Below are 17,224 nucleotides of genomic sequence, written 5' to 3' on the forward strand. Positions count from 1 at the left end.
TAGCTGGTCATCATCCAGAGCTGCATCTCCAATTCCTGTACGGCGCGCATGGCGTGCGCCCGTATTAGGGCGACCACCGGTCGCCCCTACAGGAGCAGGCGATGAGAAACAAGCACGGATACCATGTGGTCGGCGCTATGATTTCCGCGAAAGTGAAGCATTATTTGCATAGTGAACCATTCCGATCGGTAGAAGACTTCCTTAAACAGGTCACTACGCGCGGACGCTTCGAATCCCGGAAGGTCCTTGTCGTGCGATCTTGTCACCGATCCACCGATTGACAGTTTTTGACCCCTAAGGTAAGAAAAAACCATGACACAACAAAATAATCCCGATGTCAGGTTCCTCATGGGGAATGAGGCCATCGGGCGGGGTATTGTCGAAGCCGGCTGCACCGTGGCAGCAGCTTATCCCGGTACTCCGTCGTCCGAAGTCCTTGAATCCCTCGTCCGCTGGAAAAAAGAGCTTAACCATCCTATTTACGTGGAGTGGTCCGTAAACGAGAAGGTAGCGTTCGAGGTTGCTTACGGCGCTTCTCTTGGCGGAGTACGCGCTGCTGCTGCCATGAAAATGGTCGGGCTCAACGTCGCGTCGGACCCGTTTCTGAGCGCAGCTTACCTGGGGATTCGAGGCGGATTGGTCGTGGTGGTGGCGGACGATCCAGGGCCTCATTCCAGCCAGACGGAACAGGACAGCCGATTTTTCGCATGGTTCGCCAAAGTTCCGGTTTTGGACCCTGGAACTCCCGCGGAGGCCCTGGAAATGACCCTGCGGGCCTTCGAACTCTCGGAGAAGTACCAGGTGCCGGTTCTGTTGAGGCCGTGTTTAAGGGTGTGCCATGCTCGGCAAAACGTCTCTCTGAATACTCCGCGGCCGGCGGCATACGTGGGCCCGTTCAAGAAGGACTGGACTCGTTGGGCCGCCATACCGAAATACAGGCTGAAGCTTCACGGGGAATTGAACGAGAAGCTGGCACGAATTGAACGAGAAGAACCCGCAGCTAGTCCTGTCCTCCTTAATGAGGGAGCGGGCAACTCCATCGCGCTGGTTACCTCAGGATCGGTATCCTCGCATGTTCGCGACATAGTAGCCTCTGACGAACGACTCCAAGGCATAGACGTGTACAAGGTCGACCTGCCCTTCCCTGCAAATCGGGACGCGCTTCAAAAAATAGTGGACGAGCATGAACGGACCCTCGTGGTGGAAGAAACCTACCCCGTTTTGGAATTGCAGATAAAGGATAGGCGAAAGGTCACGGGTAGGCTTTCGGGCGATGTGCCTTCGCAGGGCGAACTCCTGCCCGAGCTTGTGGAAGAGATTGTTCTCCGGGTTTGCGGGAAGGAACCTGTCCTGCGGGAAGCCCCTGTTGTCAAGCCAAGGCGCCCTTCCCTGTGTCCCGGCTGTCCGCACAGGCCCGCGTTCTACACGATGCGCCAGGTGTTCGACCAGGCTGTTTATACCGGAGATATCGGTTGCTACACACTGGGAATAAATATGGGCGCTGTGGATACGTGCCTCTGTATGGGGGCTTCCATAGGCATGGCAGGCGGTATGTCCAGGGCGCCGTTCACCGAGGGACAGACAAGGGTTGTGGCTACCATCGGTGATTCGACGTTTTACCACGCGGGCGTTCCGGCTCTGGTCAATGCCGTCCATACGCGGGCGCGATTTGTCCTGGTCATCATGGACAACAACATCACCGCGATGACCGGCGGCCAGCCTACCCCTGCGCAGGATTTCTTGGCCGACGGATCGCCGGGAGTCGCCGTTGACATGGAGCGGCTGGTTCGAGGTTGCGGCGTCGACTTCCTGGAAATCGCAGATCCGTATGACGCCGAAGGGATGAAGCAGATTCTGGAGAAGGCCAGGAGCTACGCGTTTGATGATGATAAAGGCGTTGCAGTTGTCATAACCCGCCGCCCGTGTGTGCGGGCCCCTAAAGTTGAGCTGCCTTCCGACAGATTCGAGATCGGCGAAGCCTGTGACCTCTGCATGAGCTGCCTCAGAGACCTTGAATGCCCTGCGTTTCATTACGTGAAGAGCGAAAAAAGAATGGAGATCGATGCAGACCTCTGTGCAGGATGCGGGTTCTGCGTACAAGTATGTCCTTCACAGGCTATCAAGGCAAAAGGGGCCTGACTATGGCTGAATTGATTTTGTGCGGCAGAGGAGGTCAGGGGATTGTGTTCCTGACACGGCAAATCGGACAGGTCCTATCTGCGAAAGGGCTGAATGTGGTGTCCTCCGAAACTCACGGCATGGCGGTGCGCGGGGGGTCGATCAACAGCCACCTCAGGATCGGAGGGTTCTTTTCTCCGCTGATCCGAGCGGGGCACGCGGACTTCCTGATTTCTTTGGACGCCACAGAAACCGATAATAACAAGCATTACCTGAAGCCGGGCGGCTTGATCGTGGAGAATTCAACTCTGGCCGAAGAGCCCGGGATCAAGCGAATCGACGCGGCCGGCCTGGCCAGGGAACTGGGGCGAGTTCAGCTTGAAAACGTTGTGCTTCTCGGGTACGCGGCTACTCTTGAAGGGTTTCCTGTGACTGTGGAGCAAATCCGCGGCCAGCTAAGCAAGGAACCGAGAGAACAGGTTCGGTCTCTTAATCTGAGAGCGCTGCAAGCCGGAGTAGACGCGGCGGCATAGGGGTTGTATCGTGAAATCAGATGTGCGGGACACATTTTCCTCGCATCATGCCTGAAGACGTAAAACCTCGTTCAGGCAAGGGCGGATTGCCATGCGGAGGTTGCAGGTGGCCATTCTCCCCTTGACCTGACCGGCTAAAAACCTTACCCTTTACTGAAGGTTCTTTTAGGAGGCGCCGTGGGGATTGAAGACGTACTTCTCGGGTTGGCGGATCGTGTTCTGGATTTCGACGAGGCATCCCTGGCCCAACTTCAGGAGAAGTATCTAAAGAAAGTTTCCGAGTTTTCGCCTACGCGAGACTGGGAACGGTCCATAGTGGTGTACTTTCTGATTAACTCGGTAAGGGTCAAGAACAAGATCTTTAATGAAAAAGTGAAGGGTTCGAGACCGCCGGAGCCCACTAAGCCATCAAAAAACCTGCTTAAAGTAGTCAAGTAGGTTGTTTGTCTGTAATTTGGGAAGAAGTAGGGCTAGTTATCTCTGAAGACGCAACTTCGAGGGAAAAGGCCTGCTTTTTCAGCTTGATTTTGCTAGCAAAAAAGGTATAATGTGAGTGGAAATGTCCAAGGCGGTAGGAATAGCTGTAGCTAGAACATATTAGATAAGCACGGACTAGGCGTGCTCGGCACAACAAATCCCCTGCCGGATTGCACGTGCCGAAAGGAGATTCGTCATGCGAAAGATATGGGTGGTGCTGATAGTGACTGTCGCGGGATTGACGCTGATGGTGGGTTCAGCTCCCGGGCAGTGGTCAGTACAGGGAGGTTCCGCTAATAGCGACGCATCTTCTTTAATGGAAACCCCCACAGGCAGCTTCGGCAGTCAGCCGAGCGTGTACTATCCGTACTGGCAGACTTACCTCGACAACCTGCAGCGAGAGGGAGGCTATCAATCCGTAACAGGCAGCTATCCCGGTTCCATGCCGGTGACCAGCTACTATCCGGCTTCCCCTTCCAGCGAGGCCACGTCGCCTCAGGCTACCAACCAAGCCGCCGGTATGTATTACAATCCGTCGGACTATTACTCGACTTATGGCGGGCAAGCTCCAGGCGGACAGGCGTATGCGCCACCTCAGGCTCCGCAGGGCTATCAGGCTCCGGCTGGTCAAACCTACTATCAGCAGGCTCCTGCCGCAGCCCCCCCGCAGGCCATGCAAGCGCCCCAGGGAACCACAGGCAAGAAAAAACGAGTAAGCGCGAAGCGCCAGGCAGCGGAAATCGCACAGCAGCAGGCGTACGCACAACAGCAGGCCTATGCGCAGCAACAGCAGGCGTATGCACAGCAACAGGCCTATCAGCAGGGTCAATATGCCCAGCCTGGCTACCAGCAGCAGCAAGGCGGTTACCCTGCAGGCTATCAACAGCAGGCCTACGGCCAGATGCAACCGCAAGCTGCTCAACCACAGCAGGCGGCAGGCCAAGACCCCTTGAGTTCGGACCCGATGGTCAGGTCCGCTCAGCAAAAGGCTTACGAGCGAGCAGTCGCGCGTCAGCGCGCGGCGGAACTGGCTGCACAGCAGCAGGCCGCTTCTCAGGAACTTCAGCAGGCCCAGCAAATGCTTCAAACTGCGCAGCAAAAAGCGGTCGAACAGGAGCGGCGACAGGCGGAGTTACGTGAGGAATACCACAAGAAAGCTCTAGCGGAATCATACGAAGCCCTTCGAGCGGCCCAGCAAAGATACTATGAGTTAATGGGAGTTTCCGGTGAGAGTGGCCCCCCCGCAGGCGGTTACCAGGCAAGGGCGATGCCTCAAGCACAAGGCCAGCCTGCTCCTGCTCAGTACCCGCAACCGATGCAGCCCCAGCAGGCATATCCGCAGGCCGCGGCTGCCCCCGGACAAGCCTACCCCGCTCCCGGCCAGGGTTACCCGGCTACCGCAGCGGCCCCTGGAGCCCCTTTGCAAATCATGCCTTCTCAGCCATCCGGCCAAGCCACCCCTATACAGGTGCAACAGCAGCAACAGCCTGAAGGTGGCGGGTTGTGGTCCACCTTGAAGGAGATTTTCGCGCCGCCAACCACCAGCACAAGCGGCCCGTCCCCTCGCAGCATGATTGACAGGGACAAGTCTAGACATCATGCGGACTAAGAAAAGCGGTCACATAGGATGGTGAAGTGAGTCCGGCCTATGGCCGGACTTTTTATTTGGATCCTGTTCAAGGTACAGCAAGTAGGCGCGCCCCATCACTCGGGTGACGAGGTTCGCCTAACGCGGTTATCGTGACTTTTGCTCAGCGTCTTGCTGTCGGTAGGTGAGTTGAATCATTTCGTTCAGGAAGCGTTCAGGGTTCTCGATGGCGCTCTTTGGAATGACGAACTCGTATTGACCGGAGCGTTCCATCACCAACTTGAGGCCGTGGTGATAATTCTGGAAAATCTTGCGGCAGACAATGAGAGCTTCCTCTGAACCGTTGAGCACCCGCCGGATCAATTCGTGGAGAGCGTCATCGGCAAAGCGAATCCTCAGCCCATAAAGGCCTTCGAATTCTTTCTCAAAATCATGGATTTGGCTTTCAACTCTTGTGTAACGCCTATACATGGTTTCGGGGGCTATCCCTTGAGATACCGAAGCGTCTACAACAGCTTCCAGCGCGGCGCCAGTCAGAGCCCGGCCGTAAGTTTTCGCGAGTTCCGGGCCGCGGCGTTCAAGCTCCTCCAGCAATTCCGCTCGCTCCTGGGAATCAATCCCGTCGAAAACCTCGCATCGCAATGGATGCGATTCGTCCTCCAGAATCTCCTGCAGAATCAATCTGGGTTTTTCCACCAACTCATCGGTAACAGCGAACTGTTTTACCGGAGTCGATGGAAGGGTTCGCTCAAACCCGACAAGGATTTTTTCCATCACGCTTATAAGCGCTCTAGCTCCTGTCTTTTCTTTGTGAGCCAGCGCGGCCATCTGCCTCAAGGCTCCGTCAGCGAACCGAATGTCAATGCCGTAGGACTTGAAATCCTGCTTCTTGGCCGTCACAACGGATGAGTACCTATTCTGAAGAATCTGGTACAGATCTCCCTCGTCCAAGTCCTCCAAAACAGCGATGACCGGGAGGCGCCCCACGAATTCGGATTCAAAACCGTACTCGATGAGGTCCTCAGCCTTCACTTCGCGGAACAAATCACCTCTGTCTTCTTTCCCTTTCAGAGTCGCCCCAAAGCCCAATCCTTTTCGAGTCAGCCTCTTGGAAACGATCTCGTCGAGCCCGTTGAAAGCCCCTGAAACTATAAACAGTATATCTCGAGTGTTTATAGTCCGTTTCAGCCGTTTACCGGTCTTTTGAAAATGCGCTGCGGCCTCCATGAGCGACACCGGGTCGTGAGCGACTTTAAGGTCAACCTCCGTTTCTTCCATGGGTTTCAGAAGATTGCGCTGCACCCCTGATCGCGAAACATCCAGGCCGATGATGTTGCCGGAAGACGCTATCTTGTCTATTTCGTCTATGTAGATGATGCCGTAGCGGGCCTTTTCAATGTCTCCATCGGCCTCCTGGACCAAGTCTCTCACCAGGTCCTCGACATCACCTCCAACGTACCCGGTCTCACTGAATTTGGTGGCATCGCCTTTGACAAAGGGGACCCCCAATTTGCGGGCAATCAGCTTGATAAGATACGTCTTGCCCACACCAGTGGGACCGATCAGGATAATGTTGTTTTTGATCCTCCCCAGTCCTTCGCGGTCCTCACCCTCACCCTTTTCCTGGTAATATCGAATCCGGTTGAAATGAGTGCACATCTTGGTGGCGAGAATTTCCTTGGCCGCGTCCTGGCGAATCACGAAACGATCCAGGTACTCGTGGAGTTCGGCCGGTTTCATATCGAAACGAATTGGAGAAGGTCCCACATCAGTCTTGATAGTATGTCCTTCGCCCGTTTCTTCCGCACCAGGCCAGGGACCGATCTGGGTCCCCATCACCCTAATACGATTTCCGTACTTGCTCGCGAGGAATTCGTTTATTTCTTTCTCGACCTCTTTGGGGTCGGGGAAATTGGTTCCCTGAACGTCATCTTTCTTGTCCATGGTTCAAGCCTCTCAAACGTTTAACAACAGCCACTGTCATCTTGGCTTCTGATAAATATATGTACCGCGCTTCATGACGTCAATCCTTGCCGGGGCTGAGGCCCGACCGTTGCTTGAAGGAGCGGCCCGCGGACTTCGTTGCTCCCCCGGCCTCTCCATCCTGCCCGCTTATCCAATTGCAGGACCGATCCAGAATCTCATTAGGCCTGAACCGCTGCTTGTAACTCATTGCCGAGCATTCGCTGACAAAGAAGCCCAGGTAATAGTAGGGAATCGAGTGCCCTGTGCAGAACCATATCTCCTGGATAGCCGAAAAGGTGCCAAGACTCCGGTAAGCACAATCCGGGTCATAGAACATGTACACGCTCGATAAGGAACGCGAGCACAAATCAGCGATTCCCACGCCCACCAGACGCCCGCGAACTCGATACTCAAATTCGATGGTCTTCACAGGCGAGAGGTAAAGCGATTCCTTGAGATATTCGGGAGTTCTGTCCGGAAGGGTGCCGTGTTTCAGCAAGAGATAATCGGAGTATATGCTAAACTTCTCCTTGGAAAACCGCGGAGCACCGACCCTGACCTCCACTTCCGCGTTTTTTCTCAGAACCCGCCTCTGGGACTTATCGGGCTTGAAGGTCGCAGCAGGAACTCTTATGGGACGGCATTCCCAGCATCCGTCACAAATGGGCCGGTAAAAGATTTGACCTGATCTCCGAAACCCTTGATCCATAAAGTCATGATACAGCTCTGACGGGAAGGCCTCGGCCAGGAAGAACTCCTCCCTCGCGTCTCGGCCGGGCAGGTAAGGACAAGCATGCACATCCCCGGCCATCAGAAAATCAAGCGGGATCGTCCCGTAATGCGGGGAAAAAAGTGAACTTATGCGACCACCGGTGGCCGCAGACCGGCTGTTGGGGTTCGTGATATCCATGTGCATCGGAAAAAACTCGGTTTTTCAGAGCTATTCTGCCCTGCCAACTATTCTATACCACTGACTTGGCATCAGAAAGCGGTTTTTCATCACTGAAGAGATGGAAAGATCCTCAGAGATCACCACCATACGGCATAAGGTATTGCCACGGCAAGGAGGCTGAAAATTCTCAATCCCTGGCTGAGCAGCAAAAGCTGGGTGCCCATTGCCAGCCGGAAGAGCCCAACCTGGGTCGGGAGCTGATGCCGGACGGCCCTGATGGGAGCGGCTATGATCGTTCCAAGTATCAGGGCCAAGGCGGTCTGCTTGGCGGTGAGACTGCCGGCTTCCAGCAAAGCTCCCGCGGCGGCCATGCCGGAGCTGAATTCCGCTGCCAGCGCAAATATGATCACTCCGGCAGCTTCCACGGGGAAAAACTCCTTTGATATCCACCCAGCGGAGCCCTGCCGCAACCATTGGAACAAACCCCATTCATTGACCAGAAAGACGAGAACATAAATGGGTATTGTGTAAAGAACCACACGAACAAACCTCGACTGAAACCTGTTCAAAATAGTGGCAAATTTTGCAGAGGCCTTGGGCTCGCCCTCCAAGTTCCCCGTCGCCGTGGAACTGCACGGCACGGGGAGCACAGAGCGGCCGTAAATCAGCAGCCCGGCGCCGCGAAGGCACGCAGCAGCGAAAACCATACCCATGTACAACATGCCCGCGCTCCCTGCGAGAGAAGCTACAATGAAAAACGTAGTAGGCAAATGCACCAGGAAGGTCGGCAGGCTGGCGTTAAGCAGATATGTTACTGTTACCTCTCGGCGTGTGAGCCTCTTTTCGAGGTAAGCGTTCATGAGGATGGTGTTCGCAAGGATTCCGGAAACAAACCCCGTGGCCAGGGCTGCACCGCTCTCACCCTTCAAGTGCGCCCATCGTGTCAGAGGACTAACCCATCCGGCCAACGCGGACATCCATCCCAGGGCTTCCAGCATCTGTCCCGCCAGCAGGCCTAATCCCAGAAAGCAAAGAAGACGAACCACCGGGATCACTAACTTTTGGTAGACCTTTTCAGGCGAGAGAGCGATCCCTCCCAAGTGCAGCATTCCCACGGCGATGCCCGCGCAGGCTGTAGCTGACAGCAAAACAGGAACTATGATCCAACGGCGGTTGCGTTCCATAAGAATTCGGGAGAAACTTTTTTCTGCAAAAGAGTTTCCCCCGCACCCCCTTCAAAAAACTCCATATCTTGCCCGTTGAGCCGCTTGCGCTGGCAGCGCACGCGGCTCAACGGGAAGGATATAGCAGTTCCTCGAAAGCCTTGCCGGAAAGACTTTTATCGCAAGACGCTCCTCACAGACATTCCTATTTTGAGCCCAACCGGGCTGCGCAAACGCTCACAACTCGATGCCTTTCCTTTTTATGATGATCAATGACAAATAAGGCATCTTTTTGCCACGCAAGGAACGGATATTCTCCACCACGGTTTCCCCATCCAGCCCGCAGCGGCTTATGCAGACTGCTCGATCGAGCAGGCTCAGCTCTTCAAGCGTTTGATAAATGTTGTCGAAATGCCGGTAGGTTTTCAGCATTACCACATTATCCGAGGTCTCTATGATCTTGCGCAGTTGCGAACCGCCCATCGCGCCGGAAATTAGATGAAACGATTCCTCGCCTTCCGTCAGCGGTGTGTTGGAAGCTGCAGCGGCCGCATGGTAAGACGTGACCCCCGGCACCGTAACCACCCTGGTCTCGGGCGAAATGCTTTTTACAGTCCTGAGAAGATAGCAAAAAGTGGAATATGTCAGTGGATCTCCGAGAGTGACGAACGCAGCGTCGTTGCCTGAATCCAGGACTTGCAGGACTCGCCGCGCTCCTTTCTCCCATGCAGGCTGCAAGACCGCCTTGTCTGTCGTCATTGGGAACGCGATCCGTTCAACGTCCGCGTTGGGCAGATGCTTGCGCACGATGTTGTGGGCCAGGCTATAGTGGTTCTTCGTGGAAGATGCCGCGAAGATGTTCGGCACACGTCTGAGGATTTCCAGGGCTTTGACCGTTATCAAGTCCGGATCTCCCGGCCCGACACCCAGCCCGTACAATGTACCGGCTTTCTCAGGCATGGCCGCGTCTCCTCGGAAAGATCGAGCTTACACAAATCATGGTTTATCCTCTGAAATTAACTGAGGGTGCAAGAAAGTCGCTAACTGCTCGACCGCTTCCACTGACCGTGGGCCAGGCCTCGAGAAAACCTGCTCGTCCACCGTCAGCACACGCCCATCTCTCACAGCCTGAAGCGCGGAAAAATGCGGCCGCTCCCCAGGCGGCACGGGATTGCGGTTCATTGGGCCCTCCTGGACCACGTAAAAGTCCGGGTTGCAGGCAACCACTGTTTCAATACTCATTCGCACCAGCTTTTTCTTCACAGAGACACAATTGGACCCGCCCGCGTGCTCGATGACGTCGTTGACTATGGAATTGGTTCCAGCGCTGAGGATGTCAGGATAACGCACCTCGAAAAAAAGCTTCGGCCGCGTTGAGGCTGCGGCAAGCCGTTTCTTCACTCTATCCAGCGTACCCTTCAAGGAACTCACCAGACGATCCGCCTCCACGGGCTCGCCGGTAAGCGTGCCGATACGCTCGATGACTGAAAATATTTCGGCAAAGCTGGTCGGATTGAACACCGCCACGGTCAGCCCTTCTTTGCTCAACTGATTAACAGGCATCATGGCCTCTTTTCGGCCGGCTCCTTGAATTATGAGATCGGGTTTGAGGCCCATTACCATTTCTACGTTCGGTCGCATGTGCGTGCCTATGCTCGGTCTGGAAACTATCGACGGAGGCGACACATCGGCTTTGGTCCTTCCAACTATCCTCGATTCCATGCCCATGCTGGCGAGGATTTCGTTATATGCCCCGTATAGGGCGATAATCCTTGTGGCGGGCTTGTCGAGTCGAATGGTTCGACCCGTGTCATCCACGATCTCAAAGGCCGAGGCCGGCGCCGGACTCGGGAGCAGAATCACCGCCAACACCAACGCGGCCCTGATTAGGTACGAAATGCGCTTGCGGACTGCCGGTGATCGGGTGCCTTGAGACTCGGATCTCAGTCTCGTATATTTCCGAAAGATTCCTGTCATTGAACACGTCCTCAGTTTTTCCGTCTGCCGCTACCCTGCCGCTTTTCAGGAAAATGAGCCTCCTACAATAGAGCGCGGCCAGGTTCAAATCGTGCATCACACATAGCATGGTGCCGCCCTGACGGTTCTTCTCCGCCAATAAATCGAAGACCTGGACCTTGCGTGCCACGTCCAGATTGGAAGTTGCCTCGTCCAGGAGCAGGATTTCGGTTTCTTGTGCCAGGGCCCTGGCTACCATTACCATCTGGGCCTCTCCGCCGGAGACCTCCCCGATGTATCTTTGAGCCAGATGCGAGATCTTGGTTTCTTCCAGAGCCGAGACGGCTACCTCCAGGTCTTTCGGGGAATATCCACCCCAACTGTCGAGGTGAGGATAGCGCCCCATCAAGACCACTGACAGACATTTGAAGGGAAAAGCGAATTCAGACCTCTGCGGAACAGAAGCCATGAGCCGCGCTTTCCACCTGCTGTCTTGCCGGCTGATATCCACACCCTCCACTCGGATGCTCCCCGAGCGAATAGGGAGCACGCCTGTCAGCGCGAGCAATAGAGTGGTCTTTCCGCTTCCATTGGGACCGAGAAGGCCGGCCATTTCTCCCGCGGGCACTTTGAGGGATATGCCCTTGAGCACTTCCGTGCTCCCGTAACCGCAGTGAAGGGCTTGTACCTCAATCAAGACCGCCGCGCTCCTTCCTCCACTTCAGAAGCAGACAGAAAAAAGGGCCTCCCAGCAACGCTGTTACTACGCCCACGGGCAACTCCTCACCTCCGGGGAGCAGAACCCGAGCAGCCACGTCGGACCATATTAGAGCAACAGCCCCGAGCAGCCCGGATAGTATGAGCAGGGGCCGATGATCGGCTCCCACGGCCATCCTCACGAGATGAGGTATGACCAGTCCCACAAAACCGATGACACCCGAAACAGACACAGCCCCGGCAGTTAACAGACTGGCGCCGATCAAAATCCTCAAGCGAACTCGGTCCACATTTACGCCGAGCTGCCGAGCCTGCACGCCTCCAAGCGACAGCAGATCCAACTCTCGGGAATAGAGCCCGATGAGCACGAGCCCTGCGGCCATGTACGGCAGGGCAAATGCTACGTGATTCCAGCCCCTTCCCTGAAAGCTGCCCATGACCCAAAAAACAATGCTTGACACGGATTCCTCATCCAGTGACTTAATCAGGGATATGAGCGCAGCCAGAAAAGTAGCCACCACTATGCCTGCCAGGACCATGGTCTCGGGCCTGAGCTGACGATTTATGCGGGCTAAGGCTATTACAGTAAAGAGCGCCGCAAGAGCCCCGGCCAACGCGGCCAACGGGATGAACCCCATGCCCAGATAAGTCTGGCCGCCAAGACCCAGAAAAATGGCCAGAGAAGCGCCAAAGGCCGCTCCGGTTGAAACGCCTATAGTGAACGGATCAGCCAGCGGATTTCTCAAAATCCCTTGAAAAGCAGCACCTGCTGCAGCCAATGTGAGCCCCACGAGACCGGAAAGACAAATCCTGCTCAGCCTTATATTGAAAACCACTTTCTCCCATACGGGATCTTGGCCGGAACCACTCGAAAGGCCCAAGCCGGCTGCAATGGCCTTGAAAACACCCAGAGCGGGAATCTCCATTCGGCCGAACATGGCCGCGGCCAGAATAGATACGGTCGTGCCGAGCGTCAGTAACACCAGCAGCATCACAAATCGGCGATGCCACCGCTGCTCCTGTGCCCTTATCACCTCGCTGGGGGATTGGCGCTGATCGACAGTGGTTTGGAGAGCTTGCTTTTCCGTGTATCACCTTCTCCGCGGATAGTTCATTTCAGCCGCTCGTATGCTCCCTTCAAATGATCGAGCCAGACCTGGACGACTTCAGGGTACTCGGCTATGCCTTTGAGCACTGCCTCGCATTGGATCCCCTCGCTCGCAAGGACGGATTTCCAGCTATCTTTTTGGTCCCCGGCCATGTCCTTGTGAGCGTGCTCGCCGGCCACTGCCATCATCGGCATCAGGTAGGCTCTTTTGACCCCTTGGGCTTTGATTTTTAGGATAACGTCCTCCAAGCACGGTTCACCGGCAACGCAGGCTATATGAACGTTCCGATCCAAAGCTTGGCAAGCCGCGTTCATAGCGTAATACCCTGCATACGACGGATGGTTTGGGGTGCCGTGCCCCATGAAAATCACCGCATCATCGGGCTTTCGGCTCTCAGGGACACGTTTGATCAAGGCCTGGGCTACCTTTCGGCAGTCTTCCTGCGATGCCAGCAAGGGCCGAGCGACCTGTAACTCCTTAATTCCACCCAACATTGTTTGGAAAGCCCGGAGGTTGGCATAAGTCTCATGGAATTCCAGGCCCGGTATTGCGTGTAAAGGCAGCACTGCAACATGGGTGAAGTCATCATCCATCAGCTTTGCCATTGCCGTCTCCGGCGATTCAAGGACCGTCCCCTGTTTGGCCAGTTTGTGCCGGATGGCCTTCGAGGTGTACGCCCAGCAGATCTCGGTGGCCGGGAAAATCTCCTTAATTCTTTTATCTACCTGCTCGTATGCTACCTGGGCCTGAGGAACAGAGGTGCCGAAGGCCACCACAAGTATGGCCTTCTTTGCCGGTTTCTCCTCTCCGTGCTTGGCTTGGCTGACATTGCCGATGAGGAGGAGATTGACCGCAATTAAGACGCCGACGACACATAAGATCTTCTTCATGAGGCACCCTTCTTCTGCACTTTCCACTGATCAACCGAAGTGCAAACGGCGTAATTCAGGGCGGTATCTTCCCTGTGGTATCTGCTGGATGCTGAACCGCGATAAGCGTGTCAAGTGACCCTCAGGTTTTGTGGCTTGGGAACTTCCGCTATCGGCGGATGTTCCCAAGCCACAAATATACAGGAGTTTTTGGGGAGGGGTGTGGGGAGGCCCTTTTTGCAAAAAGGGCCTCCCCACAGTTCTCTTCCCCCTTCCACAAAAAAACCCCGTACCTATTCGGCCGGGGATTGCCCTTTTTTATCCCTCGAATGACTTCGCTCTTGCCTTGAGTCCGCGACGGCAAGAAAACGATACCCTGCGAGCTGGTCTTCTGGCTTCCGGATCACCCTGGAGCCCGTGCCTTCCCAGGGATTTGACTTCCCCAGTGGCGTTTTACGGGCTTCGTCCCCGGTTACAGCGGCGGGCCCACTCCTGATTTACACAGGATTCCCATTTATCCTCGATGAGGAACCCGCAGAGTTTTGCAGATTGCATTGTACCTTGTGGCAAGTGAGAGGGTCAAGCCAAAATGGCGAAGATAGGTAACGCCTCAGTTACCAGCGGGAATCCAGGCCCCTAATACTGGTCCCCGGCTTTCGCCGGGGTGACGACCTGGGTTGAGGGGTTCTACGAAAGCTTTACGAAATCTACCGGCACAACCTATGGCCCCTGATCACGTGCAAGGCACGTGTGTTTCCATATCGCACTAAACAAGGTACGATATTCTTTTCTCATGTATTCGGATAAGCATTAGGCCACACATATCCCAGGCACTGCGACCTTCGTGAATAGATGAGGCGACGCCACTGCGCTGGATGGGTAACTCTTCAAATGAGATTGAAACTCGGGATTGGTAAACGCCTGCTTGAAGTCTGCGACCGACTCCCATACGGCATAGTTTATGTACACGCAACTGCCACCAATCCCACGGTGCAGTTGAGTGGAAATAAAACCTGGTTGCCTTTTCATGAAGGCAGCGTCCTCCGCCCAGGCTTGGAGCAGCTGTTCCGCTTCATCGGGCGCAACGTTGAATTTGTTAATCAGAATGACCGGGCCGCCCTCTCCTTCCATCTGAGCAAAAATGGTAACCTTTTCATCCATTTCAACGAATTGGGGCATATCTCCTCCTTTCCTGCCTCAACGACGTAAAATCCGAGCTCGCATTTCCGTTCCAACGAATCAATTGGGGATATGTTTGAATTCAATCTTGATGAGAGCTTCCGCGCCGGATACCCTAATAACTCCCTCAAGGTTTTTGAACATTTCCTCCTTACTGGCAAAAGACGCTTTCTCAACTCCTTTCGGAACACTGTACTGAGCAAATCCCATAGTACTGAGTTCGCGTTCCATTTCCCGTGCGGTAGCCTGATTTGCCGGCTGAGTCGCCTGAGATGGAGCAACACCCTTTTCGCCTGAATTTGCCTGAGTGCCTGAAGATGTGGCGAGCAGAGCTTTGGAGAGCTGCTCGAGCCTTGAATTCCTGGTGCGGCTTGCCACAAAGTAGAGAACCTCGGTTCCGGGAGTGTCATCCAGTATGTACCACCTGTCCCCGTCTTGATGAGGCAGCCAGTAGGTCTTACCGGCCATAACTTGGGGGATTTCCGCGGTCAGACCTGGGTTAGGGAAAAGCGTCCCCACGTTGCCCGTCGAATCTTTCCAAAAAATGTAAACAAAACAGTTCTCTTTAGACTGAAAGACGACCCCTACGTTCTGGCCCGATTTGAGCACCGAATTATTGTCAAGTGGCTTGATTTCTTTGCCGTCATCTTTGTAAAAGAACTGGGTCTTGATTTCAAACGGGGTATTATTCGTTGCGGCGAGGAGTGCCGAAGCGCCGGCCAAAGCGAACGTCACCGCAAATAGCACCGAACATGCGCCCCTAAAACTACTATCAATTACCATGGCTTTCTCCCTTCAATCGCTGCGATCCACGAAAAGAAGTTCCACCCTACGATTTTTCAGCATGTGAACCGGGCTGTCATTGGGGAATCTTGGGCGGGAATACCCAAAACCTTGCGTCTTGACACGGGATGCATCCACTTTGAATTGGTCGATAAGGTATTTCCGGACGGATTCGGCACGATCCAGCGAAAGCTTCATGTTACGCTCTTCGCCGCCCCGATTGTCTGTGTGCCCTTCGATAATGAATATGCTGCCCTTCAGCTCAGGGTCGTTAACGGCTTCTCCGATCTCTTTGAGCTGCTTTTGCGCTTCAGGACGATTGAGGTTGAAGGACCATTCATCAAATAGAACATTACTAAATCTGATGCGATCTTTGATCGCGGTTTCGTTCTTGAAGCCCATCAATGTCCCTTGCCCTTTGTCCTCAGATGCCTTCTTAAAATGATTCACAATTTCTCTTGAAGACTTGAATCCGTCGTGCTCGAAAGAATTGATCGCCTTAATCTTGTCGAGTCCCGCAACCGCGGCAGGATGTCCGGGCTTCAACTGAAGCGCTCGCAGGTACGCTTGTTCCGATTGGGCGTAAAGACCCATGACTCTCAAAGTTTCTCCCAGGCCGAGAAAAGCTGGAAAGAGGTCTTTTCGCAGTTTTATTGCCTGCACGTACTCCCCCGCAGCCGCGTCAAGAAGCCTGTTGAAGCGGTCCACGTCTCCTTTGTGCTCTCTCGCGAGATTCTCCAGAGCATCTGCCAGATTGACGTGCGCTTCCGCATAAGATGGACATAGATCAACCGCCTTCTGGAACACGGCCCGCCGTTGCTCGTAATTCGATAGAGGGACGCCGGATGCGTAAGTCTCTTTCGCTTTCGCGCAATCGTCTGCTATGGAGGTTGTCACCAAGCAAAAGATCCAAAAGAAGATCCCGACCAAAACCATGTTCGTGTGATTTCTCATTTCGGGCCTGCTTGCTTGTTCGTTAACGAATTTGGTTCGTCCTTAGCTTTCCCACTCCCGCGAATCGTTTCCCCTTAATTGTTATCTGTCGGCATCTTGAGGTCCATGTCCTCCAGTTGTTGTTGTTGTGGGTTCATGAATCCTCCCGGCTGCGTGGCCTTTTCTCGAATTCCTTTCAAGGCGTCCGTCACCGGCTTCGCCTTCTCCTCCATTTGCTGCTTGCCCCATTCCTTCCGCTCCTCCGGAGTCTTTTGAATGTTGCGAAGGAAGTCCTTCCCAGTGTTGATTACCTCTCGCGCGGGATTCAAATGTTTGCCGCCAGGGACGTGTTCGAGGACATTGTCGATCCCGGGAAGATCCAGACCTTTGTCTTTGGCCTGTTTGTCCAGTTTGTCCGCTGCCTTCAAAGCCTTGTCGAGGCCGGCCTTAGCCGATGAAGGCGATGTCGTGGTTGTTGTGGGCCCTGATGATGCAACCGATGGTGGCGCACCCGTAGCGGGTTTAGTCGGCTCTGATGAAGCGACTGATGGCGGTGCAGTCAAAGGTGCCGGCGGCACAGGCGGAGGTGTTGTGGTCTGACTGCCTTTCGGATTTTCGATAAGTTGCTTTACCGCTGGATTATTCGGATCCACATTGCTGCCTAACTTAGGCTGCGATGACTTCGGTTGTGGGTTCTCGGGATTATCCGGCCCCCCGGTCCATACACCGTCAAGGTACGTGTTGCCTCTATCGTCCTGCGTGATAATGCCGGGTCCTTCTTGGGCCAAATCTATAGGTGACATTGGGGTATTCCCCGGGCTGCCTTGCAGTAGATCTTCCGGTGTCTTCTCGGTTGGTGTATCCGGAGTTTTGGGGGTTGCGGGCCCTGTCAGCGACTCCACTGGATTGCCGCCACCAGAATTGAGTAAATTCCCCTTGCTG

The 17,224-nt window shown here is 54.7% G+C and carries 16 protein-coding genes and 1 riboswitch; of the genes, 4 read left to right on the forward strand and 12 right to left on the reverse strand.

What is annotated here, in order from left to right:
* The first annotated feature begins 312 nt into the window (after window positions 1-312).
* From HY913_08340 to HY913_08355, 4 genes are all read left to right on the forward strand, one after another.
* A complete protein-coding gene (locus HY913_08340) occupies window positions 313-2,139 on the forward strand; it encodes a 4Fe-4S binding protein (GenBank protein MBI4963271.1) in 1,827 nt (608 codons plus the stop codon).
* Window positions 2,140-2,141: 2 nt separating this feature from the next.
* Window positions 2,142-2,651 carry a 2-oxoacid:acceptor oxidoreductase family protein gene (locus tag HY913_08345; GenBank protein MBI4963272.1) on the forward strand — a complete coding sequence of 170 codons (510 nt, stop codon included), beginning with the start codon at window positions 2,142-2,144 and terminating at the stop codon, window positions 2,649-2,651.
* Window positions 2,652-2,828: 177 nt separating this feature from the next.
* The gene (locus HY913_08350) at window positions 2,829-3,089 is read left to right on the forward strand and encodes a hypothetical protein (GenBank protein MBI4963273.1); all 261 of its coding nucleotides are present in this window, start codon (window positions 2,829-2,831) and stop codon (window positions 3,087-3,089) included.
* A gap of 235 nt (window positions 3,090-3,324) precedes the next feature.
* Window positions 3,325-4,737 carry a hypothetical protein gene (locus tag HY913_08355; protein MBI4963274.1) on the forward strand — a complete coding sequence of 471 codons (1,413 nt, stop codon included), beginning with the start codon at window positions 3,325-3,327 and terminating at the stop codon, window positions 4,735-4,737.
* 126 nt (window positions 4,738-4,863) lie between these two features.
* Here HY913_08355 and HY913_08360 read toward each other — a convergent pair whose 3' ends face one another.
* The 12 genes from HY913_08360 to HY913_08415 form a co-directional block, all read right to left on the reverse strand.
* Window positions 4,864-6,660: an AAA family ATPase gene (locus HY913_08360; protein MBI4963275.1), complete on the reverse strand. Its 1,797-nt coding sequence runs from the start codon at window positions 6,658-6,660 to the stop codon at window positions 4,864-4,866.
* A 79-nt stretch (window positions 6,661-6,739) separates the two neighbouring features.
* Window positions 6,740-7,597 carry an arginyltransferase gene (locus HY913_08365; GenBank protein MBI4963276.1) on the reverse strand — a complete coding sequence of 286 codons (858 nt, stop codon included), beginning with the start codon at window positions 7,595-7,597 and terminating at the stop codon, window positions 6,740-6,742.
* 113 nt (window positions 7,598-7,710) lie between these two features.
* A complete protein-coding gene (locus HY913_08370) occupies window positions 7,711-8,757 on the reverse strand; it encodes a nucleoside recognition domain-containing protein (GenBank protein MBI4963277.1) in 1,047 nt (348 codons plus the stop codon).
* Window positions 8,758-8,973: 216 nt separating this feature from the next.
* Window positions 8,974-9,696: a precorrin-2 C(20)-methyltransferase gene (gene cobI, locus HY913_08375; GenBank protein ID MBI4963278.1), complete on the reverse strand. Its 723-nt coding sequence runs from the start codon at window positions 9,694-9,696 to the stop codon at window positions 8,974-8,976.
* Between the two features lie 36 nt (window positions 9,697-9,732).
* Window positions 9,733-10,596 carry an ABC transporter substrate-binding protein gene (locus tag HY913_08380; GenBank protein MBI4963279.1) on the reverse strand — a complete coding sequence of 288 codons (864 nt, stop codon included), beginning with the start codon at window positions 10,594-10,596 and terminating at the stop codon, window positions 9,733-9,735.
* A complete protein-coding gene (locus tag HY913_08385) occupies window positions 10,559-11,389 on the reverse strand; it encodes an ABC transporter ATP-binding protein (GenBank protein ID MBI4963280.1) in 831 nt (276 codons plus the stop codon). Before HY913_08385 ends, HY913_08380 begins: the two co-directional genes overlap by 38 nt.
* Entirely contained in the window at window positions 11,382-12,401 is a 1,020-nt protein-coding gene (locus HY913_08390; protein ID MBI4963281.1) for an iron ABC transporter permease, read from the reverse strand. Before HY913_08390 ends, HY913_08385 begins: the two co-directional genes overlap by 8 nt.
* A gap of 119 nt (window positions 12,402-12,520) precedes the next feature.
* Entirely contained in the window at window positions 12,521-13,408 is an 888-nt protein-coding gene (locus HY913_08395; protein ID MBI4963282.1) for a sirohydrochlorin cobaltochelatase, read from the reverse strand.
* A 342-nt stretch (window positions 13,409-13,750) separates the two neighbouring features.
* A riboswitch (cobalamin riboswitch) is annotated at window positions 13,751-13,938 on the reverse strand.
* Between the two features lie 259 nt (window positions 13,939-14,197).
* The gene (locus HY913_08400; protein MBI4963283.1) at window positions 14,198-14,566 is read right to left on the reverse strand and encodes an antibiotic biosynthesis monooxygenase; all 369 of its coding nucleotides are present in this window, start codon (window positions 14,564-14,566) and stop codon (window positions 14,198-14,200) included.
* A gap of 60 nt (window positions 14,567-14,626) precedes the next feature.
* A complete protein-coding gene (locus HY913_08405) occupies window positions 14,627-15,349 on the reverse strand; it encodes a DUF4384 domain-containing protein (GenBank protein MBI4963284.1) in 723 nt (240 codons plus the stop codon).
* A 12-nt stretch (window positions 15,350-15,361) separates the two neighbouring features.
* Window positions 15,362-16,303, reverse strand: coding sequence for an OmpA family protein (locus tag HY913_08410; protein MBI4963285.1), 942 nt, complete (start codon window positions 16,301-16,303; stop codon window positions 15,362-15,364).
* 74 nt (window positions 16,304-16,377) lie between these two features.
* Window positions 16,378-17,085 (reverse strand): hypothetical protein, encoded by a 708-nt coding sequence (locus HY913_08415; GenBank protein MBI4963286.1) that lies wholly within the window; start codon window positions 17,083-17,085, stop codon window positions 16,378-16,380.
* Window positions 17,086-17,224 lie beyond the last annotated feature (139 nt).

Origin of the sequence: Desulfomonile tiedjei (genome assembly GCA_016212925.1) — a bacterium.
Lineage (GTDB): Bacteria > Desulfobacterota > Desulfomonilia > Desulfomonilales > Desulfomonilaceae > JACRDF01.